This window comes from Sphingomonas sp. F9_3S_D5_B_2, from assembly GCF_054263715.1.
In genome coordinates this window covers 157,779-176,179 of the sequence record NZ_JBSZFB010000004.1, presented here as the reverse complement: position 1 = coordinate 176,179, position 18,401 = coordinate 157,779, and the positions used below count along the sequence as shown (strand labels likewise).

Annotated in this window: 15 protein-coding genes; 9 read left to right on the top strand and 6 right to left on the bottom strand. The window is 64.7% G+C overall.

Annotated elements, in window-relative coordinates; genetic code table 11:
• Positions 1–90: 90 nt before the first annotated feature.
• The 3 genes from thiS to ACUXST_RS12080 are packed head-to-tail and all read left to right on the top strand — an operon-like array spanning position 91 to position 1,457.
• The gene (gene thiS / locus ACUXST_RS12090) at positions 91–309 is read left to right on the top strand and encodes a sulfur carrier protein ThiS (RefSeq protein ID WP_458390236.1); all 219 of its coding nucleotides are present in this window, start codon (positions 91–93) and stop codon (positions 307–309) included.
• The gene (locus ACUXST_RS12085) at positions 310–669 is read left to right on the top strand and encodes a VOC family protein (protein WP_458390235.1); all 360 of its coding nucleotides are present in this window, start codon (positions 310–312) and stop codon (positions 667–669) included. It begins immediately after the preceding gene.
• Positions 666–1,457: a thiazole synthase gene (locus tag ACUXST_RS12080; protein ID WP_458390234.1), complete on the top strand. Its 792-nt coding sequence runs from the start codon at positions 666–668 to the stop codon at positions 1,455–1,457. Before ACUXST_RS12085 ends, ACUXST_RS12080 begins: the two co-directional genes overlap by 4 nt.
• Here ACUXST_RS12080 and ACUXST_RS12075 read toward each other — a convergent pair.
• On the bottom strand, positions 1,450–2,256 hold the full coding sequence (locus ACUXST_RS12075) for a class I SAM-dependent methyltransferase (RefSeq protein WP_458390233.1): 807 nt from the start codon (positions 2,254–2,256) through the stop codon (positions 1,450–1,452). The two genes, ACUXST_RS12080 and ACUXST_RS12075, sit on opposite strands and share 8 nt — an antisense overlap.
• Before the next feature lie 140 nt (positions 2,257–2,396).
• Between ACUXST_RS12075 and ACUXST_RS12070 the strand changes: the two genes are divergently transcribed.
• Positions 2,397–3,725: an erythromycin esterase family protein gene (locus tag ACUXST_RS12070; protein ID WP_458390232.1), complete on the top strand. Its 1,329-nt coding sequence runs from the start codon at positions 2,397–2,399 to the stop codon at positions 3,723–3,725.
• On the opposite strand, the gene ACUXST_RS12065 is transcribed toward ACUXST_RS12070, so the two are convergent.
• Positions 3,722–4,195 (bottom strand): GNAT family N-acetyltransferase, encoded by a 474-nt coding sequence (locus tag ACUXST_RS12065; RefSeq protein WP_458390231.1) that lies wholly within the window; start codon positions 4,193–4,195, stop codon positions 3,722–3,724. The genes ACUXST_RS12070 and ACUXST_RS12065 overlap by 4 nt on opposite strands.
• Positions 4,196–4,201: 6 nt before the next feature.
• Complete coding sequence (locus ACUXST_RS12060) at positions 4,202–5,875, bottom strand: thiamine pyrophosphate-binding protein (RefSeq protein WP_458390230.1); 1,674 nt, start codon at positions 5,873–5,875, stop codon at positions 4,202–4,204.
• 100 nt (positions 5,876–5,975) lie between these two features.
• On the opposite strand from ACUXST_RS12060, the gene ACUXST_RS12055 reads away from it, so the two are divergent.
• The 5 genes from ACUXST_RS12055 (at position 5,976) to ACUXST_RS12035 (ending at position 15,376) form a co-directional block, all read left to right on the top strand.
• Positions 5,976–7,874, top strand: coding sequence for a CocE/NonD family hydrolase (locus tag ACUXST_RS12055; RefSeq protein ID WP_458390229.1), 1,899 nt, complete (start codon positions 5,976–5,978; stop codon positions 7,872–7,874).
• Positions 7,875–8,116: 242 nt separating this feature from the next.
• The gene (locus tag ACUXST_RS12050) at positions 8,117–10,051 is read left to right on the top strand and encodes a calcium-binding protein (protein ID WP_458390228.1); all 1,935 of its coding nucleotides are present in this window, start codon (positions 8,117–8,119) and stop codon (positions 10,049–10,051) included.
• Positions 10,052–10,305: 254 nt separating this feature from the next.
• On the top strand, positions 10,306–11,778 hold the full coding sequence (locus tag ACUXST_RS12045; protein ID WP_458390227.1) for a calcium-binding protein: 1,473 nt from the start codon (positions 10,306–10,308) through the stop codon (positions 11,776–11,778).
• A 218-nt stretch (positions 11,779–11,996) separates the two neighbouring features.
• Entirely contained in the window at positions 11,997–13,499 is a 1,503-nt protein-coding gene (locus tag ACUXST_RS12040) for a calcium-binding protein (protein WP_458390226.1), read from the top strand.
• 215 nt (positions 13,500–13,714) lie between these two features.
• Positions 13,715–15,376, top strand: a complete 1,662-nt coding sequence (locus ACUXST_RS12035) for a calcium-binding protein (RefSeq protein ID WP_458390225.1) — start codon at positions 13,715–13,717, stop codon at positions 15,374–15,376.
• 28 nt (positions 15,377–15,404) lie between these two features.
• On the opposite strand, the gene ACUXST_RS12030 is transcribed toward ACUXST_RS12035, so the two are convergent.
• The 3 genes from ACUXST_RS12030 to msrA all read right to left on the bottom strand — a co-directional run bounded on the left by ACUXST_RS12030 (position 15,405) and on the right by msrA (position 18,310).
• Complete coding sequence (locus ACUXST_RS12030; RefSeq protein ID WP_458390224.1) at positions 15,405–16,124, bottom strand: SDR family NAD(P)-dependent oxidoreductase; 720 nt, start codon at positions 16,122–16,124, stop codon at positions 15,405–15,407.
• A 42-nt stretch (positions 16,125–16,166) separates the two neighbouring features.
• Positions 16,167–17,615: an amidophosphoribosyltransferase gene (purF, locus tag ACUXST_RS12025; RefSeq protein WP_458390223.1), complete on the bottom strand. Its 1,449-nt coding sequence runs from the start codon at positions 17,613–17,615 to the stop codon at positions 16,167–16,169.
• A gap of 95 nt (positions 17,616–17,710) precedes the next feature.
• A complete protein-coding gene (gene msrA / locus ACUXST_RS12020; protein ID WP_458390222.1) occupies positions 17,711–18,310 on the bottom strand; it encodes a peptide-methionine (S)-S-oxide reductase MsrA in 600 nt (199 codons plus the stop codon).
• Between the last annotated feature and the right edge of the window lie 91 nt (positions 18,311–18,401).

The window sequence follows — 18,401 nt, the reverse complement described above, 5'->3', positions numbered from 1 at the left end:
GCGCTCTGTCAGACGAGCGGCGCTGCGTCCACCCTCAACAGCAACAGGCCATTTGCGCTCTTACCTCGGCACTCCTATCTCGCCCGTCACATGGATCCGGACGACAGCCTCTCGGTCAGCATCAACGGCGAGCACCGGCGGGTGCCCGGCGGCTACAACCTGGTGGAGATGCTCAACGACCTTGGCCTGGACCCCGGTAGGGTCGCAGTGGAGCGCAACCTCGAGATCGTGCCGCGCTCGACCTTCCATGAGGTTCAAGTCGAGGACGGCGACTCGTTCGAGATCGTGCATTTCGTCGGAGGTGGTTAAGTGACCAGGCGAATAGTGCCGAACCTGGTTGCCGACGTGCCTCAAGAGGGCGCAGAGTTCTTCACGCAAGTGCTTGGTCTCGAACGGAAGATGGACCTCGGGTTCATCGTCACTTACGCTTCACCGTCGAACGCCGAGGCACAGCTCAGCATCCTGAGCCAGGATCCGTCGGGAACGACTCCCGACTATTCGGTAGAAGTGACCCATGTCGACGAAGCGTTCGCTTCCGCACTGAGACAGGATTGCGAGATCGTCTACTCGCTGCGGGACGAACCTTGGGGCGTGCGACGCTTTTTCGTGCGCGATCCCGCCGGAGCGTTGGCTAACGTTCTCGCGCACAAGGAGAGAACAGCAGGATGAATGCGCAGTCGGCTATCGCAACCGATACCTGGACCGTCGCTGGGCGGACGTTCACATCCCGGCTGATCGTCGGGACCGGCAAGTACAAGAGCTTCGCGGACAATGCTGCAGCGCTCGAGGCATCGGGCGCGGAGATCGTGACTGTGGCGGTGCGGCGGGTGAACGTCTCCGATCCCAGTCAGCCGCGGCTGACCGACTTCATCGATCCGGCGAAGGTTACCTACCTGCCGAATACGGCGGGCTGCTTCACTGCCGAGGACGCCATCCGAACCTTGCGGCTGGCGCGCGAGGCCGGCGGCTGGAATCTGGTGAAGCTCGAGGTGCTCGGCGAAGCGCGGACGCTCTACCCGGACATGCGCGAGACTCTGCGGGCGACCGAGGTCCTCGTGAAGGAAGGCTTCGAACCGATGGTTTATTGCGTCGATGATCCGATCGCCGCGAAGCAGTTGGAGGAAGCCGGAGCAGTGGCGATTATGCCGCTCGGCGCCCCGATCGGCTCCGGGCTGGGCATCCAGAACCGGGTGACGATCCGGCTAATCGTCGAGGGCGCCAAGGTGCCGGTGCTCGTCGATGCGGGCGTCGGGACCGCTAGCGACGCAGCCGTGGCAATGGAGCTCGGTTGCGACGGCGTGCTGATGAACACGGCGATCGCCGAGGCGAAGGAGCCCGTGCTGATGGCGCGGGCAATGAAGTCGGCCGTCGATGCGGGCAGGCTGTCCTATCTTGCCGGCCGCATGCAGAAGCGCCGCTACGCCGATCCGTCGAGCCCGCTGGCAGGCCTTATCTAGTCGCGGTTACGATGTGAGCCGACATCGGCGCTTCGAAGCCGTTCGGTCCTTCGAACTGACGCGCGCGGCGGGCGACTTGGGCGAAGGTGCGGCCGAGTGCGTCGGGTCCATATTCCTCAAGCTCGACGCACATCGGCGAGCCGTAGCATAGACCGCGGGCGGCCTCTTCGGCGGAGGCGCTGCGGCTGATCAGTTCGACTGTTTCAATCTCAACACCGGTAAAGCCGCCGGCGCGCAGGTCGCGCTCGATCGCGGTCGTGTCGGCGTAGCTGAACGGACCACGCTTCATGAACATCGGCGGGTTGTCCGGGAACAGGCTCAGCATCGTCTCGTGCGCGACCATTGTCAGCGGGTTGCGCTCCATCTCGTCCCAGATCGCAAGCAGGTAGTGTCCGCCGTCGCGGAGCAACCGCCGCGCTTCGGAATTACCGCGCACCGCGTCGGGGAAGAACATGATGCCGAACTGGCAGACCACGAGGTCGAAGCTCACGTCCTCGAACGGTAGATTGAGGGCGTCGGCTTGGCGGAAGCTGACCTTCGGCGAGTCGACGCGGCTGACGGCGACGTCGAGCATCGCCTGGTTTAGGTCCGTCGCGGTAACGTCGGCCTCGGGGAGAGCGCGGGCGAGTTCCTGGGTGACTACGCCGGTGCCCGCCGCGGTTTCGAGAATGCGCGTCGGCTTTAGCCGTGCCGCCCGGCGCGCGAGCTCTTTCGCGTAGGGGCGGAACAGCAATGGCACGAGATATTGGTCGTAGCTCGCCGGTACAGAGCCTGAAAACCGCGTGTCGATCGAAGCCATGCGCCGTCTCCTTCGGCGAGAGGGAAGTGTCGCCTGGATGACAGATTTCGCGCCTTCCGGCGAGCCGCGCCGCGCCAGTACAGCAGTTGGAGCCGGGCGCTGCGCCCTTCGTTCCTGCGAACAGGGAAGAGGGACGAACCATGGACGACACGTTGACCCGCACCTTGCCCGAGGCGATCGCGAAGGCCGCCGAGCCGCTGCCGGACCTGAACGACCCATCTTTTGGAGCGATGTTCGACCGCTTCGGCGATGCTCGCGTCGTGCTCCTCGGCGAAGCGAGCCACGGTACGAGCGAGTTCTACCGCGCGCGGGCGGCGATCACCCGCCGGCTGGTGGAGCATCACGGTTTCACCATCGTCGCGGTCGAAGCCGACTGGCCGGATGCAGCCACGATCGATCGCTACGTCCGCCATCGCGAGCCACGGGCGGGCGAGGAGAACGCTTTCGAGCGCTTCCCGACGTGGATGTGGCGGAACGTCGAGGTCGACGCGTTCACGCGGTGGCTTCACGAGCACAATGCGCAGCGACCGTACGAGCAGATGTGCGGCTTCTATGGCCTCGATCTTTACAATCTCGGCGCTTCGATGCGCGCCGTCATCGACTTCCTGGAGCAGGAGGACCCCGAAGCCGCACGCGACGCGCGGAAGCGTTACGGCTGCCTGGAGCCGTGGGCCGAGCACCCGGAGCGGTATGGCGCGATCGCGCTCAGCGAGGGCTATGCACGTTGCGAAGTCGGCGTCATGCAGATGCTCCGCGACCTAAACCAGCGCAACTTCGATTGCCTCGGCCAGGATTGCGACGAATGGCTGGACGCGGCGGCCAATGCGCGCCTCGTGAAGAACGCTGAGGCTTATTATCGCGTGATGTATTACGGTTCGGCGGAGAGCTGGAATTTGCGCGACACGCACATGTTCGAGACATTGTGTCAGCTGCTCGAGGCCAAGGGTCCCAATTCCAGGGCGGTCGTCTGGGCCCACAACAGTCACATCGGCAATGCGGCCTTCACCGACATGGGTGAGCGCCGCGACGAGATCAACATCGGCCAGCTCACGAAGGAGCGGTTTGATGCCCGGGCGAGGCTGATCGGGTTCGGCACGCACAGCGGCACGGTTGCGGCGGCAGATGACTGGGACGAGCCGATGCAAGTCAAGCAGGTGCGGCCATCACTTGCGGAAAGCTACGAGCGGATGAGCCACGACAGCGGCGTTCCGCGCTTCCTGCTCGACCTTCGCGAGGGCGAGGTCGGGCGTGGAGTGCGCGAGGCGTTACTGGAGCCGCGGCTGGAGCGGTTCATCGGCGTCATTTACCGCCCTGAGACGGAGCGCTGGAGCCACTACAGCGAAGCGATCCTGCCGAAGCAGTTCGATGCCTGGGTTTGGTTCGACGAAACCACCGCGGTGACGCCGCTCCCGGGTGCGCGCCGTCCGGGCACCGGCGGCGCCGACGAGACTTACCCCTCGGGGCTCTAGCGGAGCGGCTTCTCGAACCAGTGGTGGGCGTAGAGCTCGTCGTTGAACGGCTCGACCTCGCGGTAGCCGGACGAGAGGTAGAGCAGCTGCGCCTCGGCGAGTGACTTGTGGGTCTCCAAGGCGGCGGTCGAATAGCCGAGCTCACGCGCCCGTTGCTCCAGCGCTCCGAGCAGCAATCGGCCGATGCCGCGGCCGCGCGCCTCCCGAGCGACCCACATGCGCTTGAGGTAGGCGGTGTCGGCCGAGAGCTGCTTCAACCCGCCGCAAGCAACGGCTTCGCCGTCCAGGCGCACGATAAGGAAGGTGCCGCGCGGCGGCGCGAACTCGCCGGTGTCGGGAGCGAGACTGAGCGCGGGATCGAAGCCCTCCACGAAGCGGTGCTGCAACTCTTCGTAGTAAGAAGCGAGGCAGGAGCGCGCCGTGTCGCTGTCCGCAGGCTCGGCAGCGATCTGCAGCCCGTCAGCGGACAAGCTGGGTCAGCCTTTGGCCTTTTGCCTCAGCTGGGTGATCGTCGTCGCGTTGCTGATCTCCTCGACGTCGGTCTTGCAGTGCAGGAGCCGGATGCCGCGCTGCCCCAGCGCTCGGCCGAGTGCGGGGGTGAAATCTTCCGTGCGCTCAATCGTATTGGCCCAGCCGCCGTAGGCCCTGGCGAGCGCCGCGAAGTCCGGATTGCTCAACTCGGTGGCTGATAGACGCTCGGGATACTCGCGCTCCTGATGCATGCGGATCGTCCCGTAAGCCCCATTGTCGACCAGGATCACCAGCAGGTCGGCGCCGTACTGGGCCGCCGTCGCAAGCTCCTGGCCATTCATCAGGAAGTCGCCGTCTCCCGCTACGCAGACGACCGGGCGGTCCTTGAACCGGAGCGCCGCCGCGACTGAGGCGGGAAGGCCATAGCCCATCGTGCCGCTGGTCGGCGCAAGCTGCGTCGGCATCGTGCCGTAGCGCCAATAACGGTGCCACCAGCCGGAGAAATTGCCGGCGCCGTTGCAGATGATCGTGTTCTCTGGGAGGGCCTCGCGCATCGCGGCCACGCACGGGCCGAGGTCGAGCGTGACGCCCTCGCGCTCCTTGGGCTCGCTCCACTCCAGCCATTCCCGGTGCGCCTGCTCGCCGCAGGAGAAGCGCACGCAATCAGGATCGAGCCAGCCGTCGAGCATTTCCGCAAATTCGCCCATATCGGCGCAGATCGGCAGGTCCGCGTGATAGACGCGGCCGAGCTCGTTCGGGTCGGGATGAACGTGGACCAGCGTCTGGTCCGGGTGATCGGGCGTGATCAGCGTGTAGCCGTCGGTCGTCGATTCGCCGAGCCGCGTACCGACAGCGATGATCAGGTCGGCGTCGCGCAGGCGCTGCTGAAGCTTCGGGTTGGGGCCATAACCGAGTTGCCCGGCATAGACCTGGCACGAGTTGCAGATCGCGTCCTGGCGCCGGAAGGCGGCTGCGACAGGGATGCCATGGCGGAAGGCGAAGTTGGCGAAGTGATGCGCCGCGCGCGGGCTCCAGTCCGCGCCGCCCACGATCGCTACCGGAGCGGCCGCCTCCTTCAAAAGCGCGAACAGCGCCTCGATGGCGCCGGGATCGGGCGCTTCGGCGACCGGCGGGACTCGTGGACGATCGACCGCTTCGACTTCGTCCCGGAGCATGTCCTCGGGAAGCGCGAGCACGACCGGGCCAGGCCTTCCGGCGGTCGCGACGCGGTAAGCGCGCGCCACATATTCGGGGATGCGACGAGCGTCCTCGATGCGCGCCGCCCATTTCGCGACCGGTGCGAAAAAGGCGGGGAAGTCGATCTCCTGGAAGCCTTCCCGGTCGCGGTCGCCACGCGCCACATCGCCAATGAAAAGGATCATCGGCGTGGAATCCTGGAACGCGACGTGGACTCCGGCACTGGCATTGGTGGCGCCGGGACCGCGCGTCACGAAGGCAATGCCGGGCCGGCCGGTCATCTTGCCGTCAGCGTCGGCCATGTAGGCAACTCCGCCTTCCTGGCGGCAGACCACGGTGTCGATCTCGGGCGTGTCGTGGAGCGCGTCCAGGACGCCGAGGAAACTTTCGCCCGGGACGGTGAAGATGCGGTCGCAGCCCTGGATCTTGAGCTGGTCGACGAGGATGCGTCCGCCAGTTCTGGCGCCGGTGTTGGTGGTCATTGCGGCCCGTTAGCGGCAACCCGCCGCCGCGTCACCAACGGCGGATGGACAGCTACGCAAGAAAGCGTAGTGCTGCGGCCGTTCGGAAGGGGAGGATTCGATGGCTCGGGCATGGCTTTGGGGCGCTGCGGCGCTGGCGGGATTAGTCGCGGCGGCACCAAGTCATGCGCAGGTTTACGACGAGCGGCCCAAGAGCGTGGCGACAGCGACGGCTGGCTGGGATTATGAGCGCCGCACGGTCGAGATCCCGATGCGCGACGGAGTCAAGCTGCACACGGTCATCCTCGTGCCCAAGGCTGCGCGGGGCGCCGCGATGCTGCTGACGCGGACGCCCTACAGCGCCGATGCGCAGACCAACATCGTGCATAGCGGCCATCTCGCCGCAGCCCTCGACGGCTACGACAACGCCGCCGACATCATCGCGGAAGCCGGCTACATCCGCGTCGTCCAGGACATCCGCGGCAAGTACGGGTCGCAGGGCACCTACGTGATGAACCGCCCGCTAGTCGGCAATCCGCTGAACCCGACGAAGGTCGACGACTCGACCGATGCATACGACACTATCGACTGGCTGGTGAAGCACGTGCCGGAGAGCAACGGCCGCGTCGGTGTTATCGGCATCAGCTACGACGGGTATGAAGCGCTGGTGCCGCTGATCAACCCGCATCCGGCGCTGAAGGTCGCGGTGCCGATGAACCCGATGGTCGACGGCTGGCGAGGTGACGACTGGTTTCACAACGGCGCGTTCCGCCAGACGGGCACCGACTACGTCTTCGAACAGGAAGCGACCCGCGACAACAGCGCGCCGTTCGCGTGGAGCACGTACGACGTCTACGACACGTTCATGCGGGCCGGCTCGGCGGGCGAGTTCGGACGGCAGCACGGACTGGAGCAGGTCGGCTTCTGGCGCCAGATCACGAGTCATCCGGCCTATGACAGCTTCTGGCAGAGCCAGGCAATGGACAGCATCCTGGCCCGGCAGCCGCTGAAGGTCCCCGTGATGCTGGTCGACAGCCTGTGGGACGCCGAGGACATCTACGGCGCGCCGGCCGTGTATCGGGCGATCAAGGCCAAGGACACAGGCAACGACAAGGTCTTCCTGACGCTGGGGCCCTGGTATCACGGCCAAGGAATCGATCAGGGCCGCAATACCGGCAACATCCAGTGGGACCAGGACACGTCGAAATGGTGGCGGCATCAGGTGCTCGCGCCCTTCCTCGCTCACTATCTCCAGGACGCGCCGATGAACGTGGCGCCCGTTACGGCATTTCAGTCGGGCACCAACCAGTGGCAGCGGCTCGATACGTGGCCGACGGTTCAAGGCGGCGCGCGGCTCTATCTGCGCCCGGACATGAGCACGGGATTCGAGCCCGCCGCGGGCGAGACGCGCACGGTCAGCTACATCTCCGACCCTGCGCACCCGGTGACTAATACGCCGCGGCCGAACCGGCTCGTCAGTTATGACGACGACCATTGGAAAGCCTGGCTGACGACCGACCAACGCGAATATTCGACGCGCCCCGACGTGCTGACGTTTACCGGAGCCGTGCTGACGGCGCCCGTGACGATCGCGGGCGAGCCGGTGGTGCACCTCAACGCTTCGACCAGCGGCACGGACAGCGACTGGATAGTGAAGCTGATCGACGTCTATCCGGACGAGGTGCCGGGCGAACGCGCGATGGGCGGATATCAATTCCCCATCGCGATGGACATCTTCCGCGGCCGCTACCGGGAGTCGCTGTCCGATCCCAAGCCGCTGAGTCCGAACGTACCGCTCGCCTACAGCTTTGGGCTGCCGCAGACCAACCACGTCTTCCTGCCGGGGCACCGGATCATGGTGCAGGTGCAGTCGAGCTGGTTCCCGCTCTACGACCGCAACCCGCAGACGTTCGTCCCCAACATCTTCTTCGCCAAGGCGACCGACTATGTGCCGGCCCAGCAGAAGGTGGTGGTCGCGGGTCCGCAGGCAAGCTTTGTAGAGCTGCCCGTCGTGCATTGAGGCGAGCGCTCCGGCGCAGAGCCTTCAAGACAGCCAGTGCTCGCCTGCAGTTGACAGTTGACTAGCAGAATTGGTTAATCGTCCCACTTTGAACCATGATGAACGTTTCGTCGCAGCCACAGAATAGTTGGTCGACGGCGGCACAAATTCACCTCAGTTAACAACTGTTTACTGAACTCGCTCTCACGGGCCAGCGTTCTTCTGGAGTGCCAATTCGGCGACTTCGAGAAAGGGTTCAGTAAATGCCAACCCAGAGTTTCAGCGACGGCCCTGACACGTACACGGTCACGGGTCAGGGGGATTACACACTCAGCTTCCTGGGCGGCAACGACCGCCTGAACGTTCGGGGCGGAACCTCAACGACGGCGGCGATGGGGGAGGGCAACGACTATGTTCAGCTCCTTTCCGGGTTGGCCACTGTATCAGGTGAAGCGGGCAGCGACCGTTTCGACATCTGGTCGTCGAATGCCACGGTCTCCGGCGGAGACGACGACGATCTGTTCGTGGTGCGTGCAGGCACGGGCGACACCCTGACGGGCGATGCCGGTGACGACCGCTTCAACATTGTCACGAGCACCAGCAATCTCTGGGGTGATGGCGGCGACGGCAACGACGCCTTCAACGGGTATAATCACGTAATCTCCGGCACCATCTACGGCGGTGCAGGGGACGATCTCTTCTACGACCTCAACGGCAGCGTCGGCAGCTTGAAGGTCTACGGCGGCACGGGCGACGACATCTATCGCGCTTATGGCGGCAACTTCCCGGACTTCATCGAGAACGCGAACGAAGGCATGGACACCGTCCAGCTCGCCCGCGGGACCGACTACACGGTACCGGACAACGTGGAGAACATCATCGTTGGCACTTACGCCGGGAGCAACGCGGGATCGGCAACGATCACCGGCAACGAGCTTGGCAACTGGATCACCGGCCACGGCAATTCCGAGACGATGTACGGCCTCGATGGCAACGACCACCTGTTCGGCAAGGCGGGCGTCGACTCCCTCTGGGGCGGCAACGGGAACGACCGGATCGACGGCGGCGAAGGGAATGACGTCCTGTGGGGCGAGGCGGGCCGCGATTCACTCAATGGCCGCACCGGCGACGACATCATGGCGGGCGGTGCCGACAACGACACCTATTATGTCGACAGCGTGCGGGACGTCATCATCGAGGACGTCAACGGCGGCATCGATACCGAGCGTACGTCGGTGAGCCTGACGCTCGCCGACAACGTCGAGTATGGTGTCGTCGAGGGTTCGACCGGCCTACATCTCTCCGGCAACGAGCTCGACAATCACCTGTTCGGCGGGTCGGGCGACGACTGGCTGTCCGGCTATGCGGGCGACGACGTGATCCGCGGCGGTGGCGGCAATGACCGCATCGACGGCGGCGAAGGCACCGACGCGCTCTACGGGGAAGCCGGCGATGACGTGCTGAACGGCCGCACGGGCGATGACACCATGGCTGGCGGAGCAGGAGACGACACCTACTTCGTCGATAGCCCGGGCGACGTGGTCATCGAAGACGTGAACGGCGGCATCGATACGGAGCGCACGTCCGTCGACCTGACGCTTGCCGACAATGTCGAATATGGCGTCATCGAAGGAACAGCCGGCCTGCACCTGATCGGCAATGGCCTCGACAACCGCCTCTACGGCGGGCCCGCAGACGACTGGATCGAAGGCCTTGACGGTGACGACTACATACAGGGCGGCGGCGGCAACGATCGCCTGGAGGGCGGCAACGGCAACGACAATATAGACGGCGGCGCCGGCAACGATACCATCGACGGGGGCGCCGGTGACGACGTCATCACCGGCGGTCTCGGCCTGGATACGCTAACGGGGGGCGGCGGCAGCGACACCTTCGTGCTGACGGGCGACGCCGACATGATCACCGACTTCAACAGCGACGCGGCCGACCCGAACTCCAGCGATCACCTGGATTTCTCACTGATCGACGCAAACGTTAACGTCGATGGCAACCAGGCGTTCGCGGGGATCGGCGTGCTGCCGGCAGCCAACGCGCTCTGGTTCGAAGTCACGGTGAACGCTGACACGACCCTCGACCTGGATATCTACGGCGACATCGACGGCGACGCTGCCACCGCCGAGCTGCAAGTGCACGTCCACCTGCTTGCAGGTCTGCCACTGACCGACTTGATCTTCTAATCGATCGGCATTGAACTCGAGGCGCCGGGCTCCAACCCGGCGCCTTTTTTTGTTCGCGGAGCAAGCGGCGGCGGCTGCCCGGGTCTTTCCGGACCCGCTCCGAGTGACGGATCGGCGATCCGGAGCGCCGAGGTGGCCGTCCCGCCACGGGACCAAACTTAAATTTTCATTGTCTAGCTTCTGACAACAAAGGGATTTAACAACTCGAAGGGGCGCTCACGACTCGTGCGTATCAACGAAGAGGTTCATTCAACATGCCTACCCAGTTCTTTACTCAAGATGCCGACACCTACTCGGTCCGGGCTGCCGGTGACTATTACCTGACCTTCCTCGCCGGCGACGACACGCTGAGCGTGAACGGGGGAACCACCACCACAGCCTCGATGGGTGAAGGGGACGATTACGTTAAGCTGATCTCCGGCACTGCGACGGTTTACGGTGAGCAGGGTGCCGACCGGTTCGACATCCTCGCGTCGGGCGCGACCGTTTGGGGCGGCCGCGACAGCGATCTGTTCAATCTGCGCGGTGGATCCAACCAGACGATCATGGGCGAGCGCGGCAGCGACCGCATCAATTTCTCGACCGATATCGCCAATCTGACGGCCGACCTCGGCACCGGCGACGACGTGTTCAGCGGCTACAACCACACCGTGACCGGCACGATCCGCGGTGGCGACGGCGCAGACAAGATCTACGACGTTAACGGCACCGCAGCTACGCTCACCATCTATGGCGGCGACGACAACGATGTGTACCGGGTGACGACCAAGGCCCAGGGCACGATCGTCGAACTGGCCAATGAGGGCACCGACACGGTGCAGGTCTCTCGCGGCATGGATTTCACGCTCGGTGACAATTTCGAGCGTGTGGTTGTCGGCACCTACTTCGGCAGCACCACCGGCGACGCAACCATCACCGGCAACGCACTCTACAACGTCATCACCGGCGGCGGAAACAACGAGACGATGTGGGGCCTCGAAGGCAACGACGTTCTCTATGGCAAGGGCGGCAACGACACCCTGCACGGCGGCATCGGCAACGACACCGTCGACGGCGCTGACGGGAACGACAACCTGTTCGGCGACGAGGGTAACGACATCCTCAACGGTCGAGCAGGCGACGACACGATGACCGGCGGTATCGGCAACGACACCTACTATGTCGACAGTGCCGGCGACATGATCGTCGAGGGTGACCGTGAGGGCCGTGACGTGGTCAAGACGACGATCGATTACACGCTCGCCGCCAACGTCGACGACGCCATCATCGCCTCCAGTGTCGGTCATTCGCTCACCGGCAACGACGAGCAGAACCGTCTCACCGGCGGATCTGGGGACGACATGCTGACTGGTCTCGACCTCAGCGACACGCTGACTGGCGGTCTTGGCAGCGACACGTTCGTCTACACCTCGACAGGCGATTCGACCGTTGCTCACCACGACACCATCACCGACTTCTACTCGGTTGATGGTGAGGGCACGGACGACCAGATCGATCTGTCGGCGATCGATGCCGATATGATCACCGACGGCGACCAGGCGTTCACGTTGAACAACACGGGCGTTGCCGCGCACACCGCAGGCGACCTCTGGTACACGTCGGTGGATAATGGCGACGGCTCTTCGGACGTCAGCTTCTACGGTGACACGAACGGCGACGGCACTGCCGACTTCCTGCTGGTCGTGCACGCGACCAACGGTTGGTACGCCGACGACCTCACGTACTAAAGTCGGCTATTGAACAGACGGAGGCGTCGGGCTAGTGCCGGCGCCTCCATTTCGTTGAGGGGCGGCATGAACGCTGACGAGACGGCCAATGCAGCGGCCGGCGTAAAAAAATGCGCGTTCGGAGCCTTAACGACATGGCGCTGTAACACCTAAGGCGTACCACCCCCGTCGATGCGGGGCGGTCGCGCGGCATCGTCCTTTTGTGAGAAGGAAGTTCGATGCCTACCCAGTTTTTCGACGATGGACCGAACTCGTATACGGTCAGCAGCGCAGGCGACTACAACCTCGTATTTCTTGGTGGCGCCGACACGCTGACGGTCAATGGCGGTGACAGCACCACTGCGGCGCTCGGCGAAGGCGAAGATTACGCCAAGCTGATTACCGGCCTCGCAACCGTGTACGGGGAGTCGGGCAACGATCGCTTCGACATCTGGGCCAACAACGCGACGGCATGGGGCGGCAGCGGCGACGACCTGTTCGTCCTGCGCGCAGGATCCGGGCAGACGATCGCCGGGGACAACGGCAACGACCGCGTCAACGTGGTCGCCGATATCACCACCCTTACCGTCGACCTCGGAGCCGGCGACGATGCCGTCAACGGCTACAATCACACGATCACCGGCACGCTGAACGGCGGCAACGGCAGCGATGTCTTCTTCGACATCAACGGCACCGCCGGAACGCTGACGTTCGCGGGCGGCGATGGCAACGACGTCTATCGGGTGACGCCGACGGCCATGGGCACAATCGTCGAGAACGCGAGCCAGGGCGACGACACCGTCCAGCTCGCGCGCGGCATGGATTATACTCTCGGCGCCAATGTCGAGCGGATCACCGTCGGCACCTACGCCGGCAGCACCACGGCGGACGCAACGCTCACCGGTAACGAACTGGCGAACAGCATCACAGGCGGCGGCAACAACGAGACGATCTACGGCCTCGAAGGCAACGATTACCTCTACGGCAAGAACGGCGATGACGCCGTCCACGGCGGCAACGGCAACGACACTGTCGATGGCGGGAACGGCACCGACACCCTCTACGGCGACGCGGGCAACGACCAGCTCAACGGCCGCGCCGGCGACGACACCATGTACGGCGGCACCGGCAACGACGCCTACTACATCGACAGCTCCGCCGACGTCGTGGTCGAGAATGCAGGCGAGGGCACCGACACCGAGAAGGTCAGCATCAGCTTCCTGACGCTCTCCACCAATGTCGAGAATGGCATCGTCGCGAGCAGCGCAGGCCTGGCGTTGGCCGGTAACGGGCTCGACAATCACCTGTACGGCGGCGCCGGTGGTGATTGGCTCCTCGGCGGCGAAGGCAACGACACGATCTCGGGCGGCGCCGGCGCCGATCTGCTGCAGGGCGACAACGGCAACGACACGTTCGTGTACACGTCCACGAGCGACTCTACTTCCTTATCTTCCGATACCATATCGGATTTCACCTCAGTAAACGGCGAGGGGGCAGATGATCAGCTCGACCTGTCCGGCATTGACGCCGATGTGCTGACCGCTGGCGACCAGGCGTTCACCCTGAATTACTCAGGCGCGCCGCTCGGTACGGCTGGCGACCTCTGGTTCACGTTCACAAACAACCCCGACACGAGCACTGATTTCACGTTTTACGGAGACACGAACGGGGACAGCATCGCAGACTTCCAACTGGCAGTGCATGCGACAGGAACCATCTATCTGGACGACTTAACCTTCTAGCGCTTGGACTGATGCACAGGGAGGCGTCGGGGCGCCGGAGCAATCCGGCGCCCTTTTCTTGATGAGCGAGCCCGTGAGAAGGTCCGGGGACTGCATCTCCGAGATTGATCCAGACTGGACTCATCTCTTCGGCAATCTTGTATCCACGCACTCGGTTCACGCTTTAACCCACTGCAGAGTTCGCGCTTTGTTCGCGCAGCAGAGGGGTTCCGTGAATGCCAGGCCGTTTCTTCACCAACGATGCCGACCAGTTCACGGTCAGGGGTCCCGGCGAATTCTTCCTGACCTTCCTGGACGGACTCGACGTACTCACGGTCGCCGGGGGCACCACGACCATGGCCGCGATGGGCGACGGCGACGACCGGGTCCGGCTGATCGCGGGGACCGCAACTATCTACGGTGAAGCCGGAGCCGACCGGTTCGACATCTGGGCATCGGGCGCGGCTTGTGCCGGTGGCGGCGGCGACGATCTCTTCGTGCTGCGGGATGGCTCCGGCCTGCTGATCTCGGGCGAGGATGGCGATGACCGGATCAATCTCGCGGGCGACGTCGGCAGCCTGAGCGCCGACCTCGGGTCCGGCAACGATGCGTTCGTCGGCGCCGGGTTCGCAGTGACCGGGACTATTCGGGGCGGCGGAGGTGACGACGTCTTCTATGATCTGAACGGCAGCGCCGGCCTGACGGTTTACGGCGGAGCCGGCAACGATATCTACCGGCTGAGCGGCGCCAGTTCCGCGACCATCGTTGAATTGACAGGCGATGGGACGGACACGGTGCAGCTTGCTCGTGGAGCGACATACAGCCTTCCCAATAACGTCGAGAACATCATCGTCGGCAGCTATGCCGGCAGCAGCGGAACCGCTGCAACGATCACCGGCAACGCCGCTGCGAACGGGATCTCCGGCTCCGGCAATGCCGAGACGATCGACGGTCAGGGCGGCAACGATCATCTGTACGGCAAGGGTGGTGACGACCTCCTGTCAGGTGGAGCCGGCAACGACGCCGTTGACGGCGGCGGCGGCAGCGATGCCCTCTACGGGAACGCCGGCAACGACGTACTAAACGGCCGTGACGGTGCGGACACGACCGCCGGTGGCAGCGGCGACGACATCTACTACGTCGACAGCTTCGCGGACGCGGTGATCGAGAAGGCGGACGAGGGCGCCGATACCGTCCGGACGAGTGTCAGCCTGACCCTTGCTGAGAATGTCGAAAACGGCGTGGTTGCCGACGCTTCGGGCCTGTCGCTGTACGGCAACGGTTTGGATAATCGCCTCTACGGCGTCGCTGGTGACGACTACCTTATGGCCGACGGCGGCAACGACTTCCTGACCGGCGGTGCCGGCAATGACTACCTCGGCGGCGAGACCGGGAACGACGTCCTGATTGGCGGGGCGGGCAACGATTATCTGTTCGGGGACGAGGGGGATGACAGCCTTCAGGGCGGCGATGGCGACGACTATTTCCAAGGCTATACCGGCAATGACCTGGTGGATGGCGGAGGCGGGGACGACTGCATCGCCGGTGGCCCTGGCGCCGACACACTGACCGGCGGCGCCGGCCGGGACAGTTTCTGTTATTACGATGCCGGCGATTCAGCGCTTGGCTCGCCAGATGAGATCACCGACTTCGCGAGCGCCCTTCGCGGCTCGAACAGCGACCAACTCGACCTGTCCGCTATGGATGCAGACACGAGAGCCGACGGCGATCAGGCATTCGAGGGCTATTCCACCGTAGCCATTGCGCACGGGCTCTGGTCGACAAGCAACGGCACCGATCTGACGCTCTATGGCGATGTGAACGGCGATGCAGCCGCTGACTTCGCGGTCGTTCTGCACGCGTGCGCGGGGCTGGCTGCCCAGGACATCCTCTTCTAGCGAAGCGGCCGTCACGTCGCGGCGCCGCTCAGGCTTCGACGCGTATCTTCTCGCCGGTTGGCGCATCGCCGGTCAGCCGCTCGAGGATCGCGCGTGCGACAACCTCCGGCGGCTTGACGCTCTCCGGCTCCTCGCCAGGGAAGGCGAGCGCCCGCATGCGGGTCCTGGTCGCGCCGGGATCGACGATGTGGACGCGAATCCGCCCGGTATAGGCCGTCTCGTCCGCATAGGTGCCGAGCAGGCCCTCTAACGCCGCCTTGGACGACCCGTAGGCGCCCCAGAAGGCGCGCGGCTCGCCACCGACGGACGAGGTCAACGCGACGACGTCCGCGCGGTCGGCCTTGCGGAGCAGCGGGTCGAAGGCGGCAATCATCGCCTGGTTGGCGAGGAGGTTGAGCGTCAGGACGCGCGAATATTCCTTCGGGTCGATGTCCTGCACGGGCGTCAGCGAGCCGAGCAGCGCGGCGTTCAGCACCAGCATGTCCAGCCTGCCCCAGCGTTCCGCGACTGCCGCCCCGAGCTTGGAGATCGACTCGCCTTCCGTGAGGTCGAGCGGTGCGATAGTCGCGCTTCCGCCGGCGGCATGGATGCGGTCCTCGATCTCCTCGAGAGCCGCGCTGGTGCGCGCCACCAGGATGACGTGGGCGCCGGCAGCGGCAAGCGCTTCGGCCGTGGCCGCGCCGATGCCGCGGCTGGCGCCCGTTACGAGAGCGAGCTTGTCGGCGAAAGGCTTTGCGTCGTCGGTCATGGGCGGCGCACTAGAGCCTGCCCGGTCGATTGGGAACCGGTGCTAGCGGCTGGCGACCAGCGACAGAGCCGCGCCGCCATCCTTTTCGGAGACGTCGGTCAGCATCGTCGGGTAATCGCCGGTGAAGCAGGCGTCGCAGCGCTGCGGGGCTCCCGCGTTCCGCTCTTGTCCCAAGGCCCGATAGAGGCCTTCGATCGAGACGAAGGCCAGGCTGTCGGCGTTGATGTAGTCGCGCATCTGCTCGACACCCATCTGGGCCGCGAGCAGCTTGGCACGCTCCGGCGTGTCGACGCCGTAGAAGCAGCTGTGGCGCGTCGGAGGCGAGGCGATGCGCATGTGCACTTCGCGAGCGCCGGCATCGCGCATCATCTGCACGATTTTCACGCTGGTGGTGCCGCGGACAATGGAGTCGTCGATGAGGACGATGCTCTTGCCGTGCACCAGGGCGGAATTGGCGTTGTGCTTCAGCTTCACGCCGAGGTGCCGCACGTCCTGGCTGGGCTGGATGAAGGTGCGTCCGACATAGTGCGAGCGGATGATGCCGAGCTCGAACGGGATGCCGCTCGCCTGGCTGAAGCCGATGGCGGCGGGAACGCCGCTGTCCGGCACCGGCACGACATAGTCGGCCTCAACCGGAGCTTCACGCGAGAGCTCCGCGCCGATGGCCTTGCGAACTTCGTAGACGGACTGGCCGTCGGCGACCGAGTCCGGCCGGGAGAAATAGACGTGCTCGAAGATGCACGGCCGCGGCGCGATCTTCTCGAACGGGCGGAAGGAACGGATGCCGTCGTCGTTGACGAGGATCAGTTCGCCCGGGTCGACGTCACGGATGAAGGTCGCACCAATGACATCGAGGGCCACCGTCTCCGAGGCGAAGATCGTCGCTTCGCCGAGCTTGCCCATGACGAGCGGCCGGATGCCGAGCGGGTCGCGGCAGGCGACCAGCCCCTGTTCGGTGAGGACCAGGAGCGAATAGGCGCCTTCAACCTGCTTCAAAGCGTCGGTCAGGCGATCGAGCATGGTGGTGAAGTGCGACGTCGCGACGAGGTGGATGATGACTTCGGTGTCGCTGGTCGACTGGAAGATCGAGCCGCGGCGATTGAGGGTGCGGCGAAGCTTCAGCGCGTTCGAGAGATTGCCGTTGTGGGCGACTGCGAACCCGCCCTCGGCAAGTTCAGCGAACAGCGGTTGAACATTGCGAAGAGCGGTTTCGCCCGTCGTCGAATAGCGGACGTGACCAATCGCGGTGGGCCCGGCGAGGCGGCGGATGATGTCGTCACGGTCGAAATTGCCGGCAACGTGGCCCATCGCGCGGTGCGAGTGGAAATGCTTGCCGTCGAAGCTGGTGACGCCTGCCGCTTCCTGGCCGCGGTGCTGCAGCGCGTGAAGTCCCAGGGCGACGAAGCTGGAGGCGTGGTCCGCGCCCCAGATCCCGAAGACGCCGCACTCCTCGCGCAGCTTATCGTCGTCGAACGGATTGGTCGTCAGCATGGATTTTCGGCCCCACCCAGCGTTGGATCGCCCATATAGGGCGCGGATGCTGCCTTGTCGCCCCCAGCCTTAATAAGCGCTGAAAAATTAAATACTTAGGCTTTCCAAAGGGCTGGGTAGGTCGCCTTGAGGCGGCGCAGCTTCGGCAGGTCGTTAACGACGATGTAGCCGTAGGTCGGATGCTTGCGCGCGAAGTCCTGGTGCGAGTCTTCCGCCGGGTAGAAGCCGCCGTTCTCGATTCGGGTTGCGATAGGCGCCTTGAAGGCATGTGCAGCGTCGAGGCGCGCGATGAACGCCTTCGCCTGGGCTGCCTGGGTCGGCGATTGCGGGAAGACCGCGGAGCGATAGCTCGGTCCGCTATCCGGGCCCTGCCGATTCACCTGGGTCGGGTCGTGCGCAACGGCGAAATAGACCTGCAGCAGCTGGGCGTAGCTGATCTTCGCCGGGTCGAAGCTGATCCGGACGGCTTCCGCATGCCCCGTGCGTTCGGAGCTGACAGCGTCGTAATTCGCCGTCGAGCGGCTGCCGCCCGCGTAGCCTGACACGACGCCAGTGACGCCTTTCACATGCTCGAACACCGCTTCCATGCCCCAGAAGCAGCCGCCGGCAAGCACTGCCGTTTCGGTCCGGGAAGCCGCTGGGGCCGGCGTCGCGAACGGCGCCAGGGCAATGATTGCGAGCGTCCAGACCTTCATCATCGTCTCCTTTGATCCCCTCGATATACGCGGGCAACTGAATGGCGGATGCACCCGGGGCCAACGTCTGGACGGGCAGGGGCACGCGCCA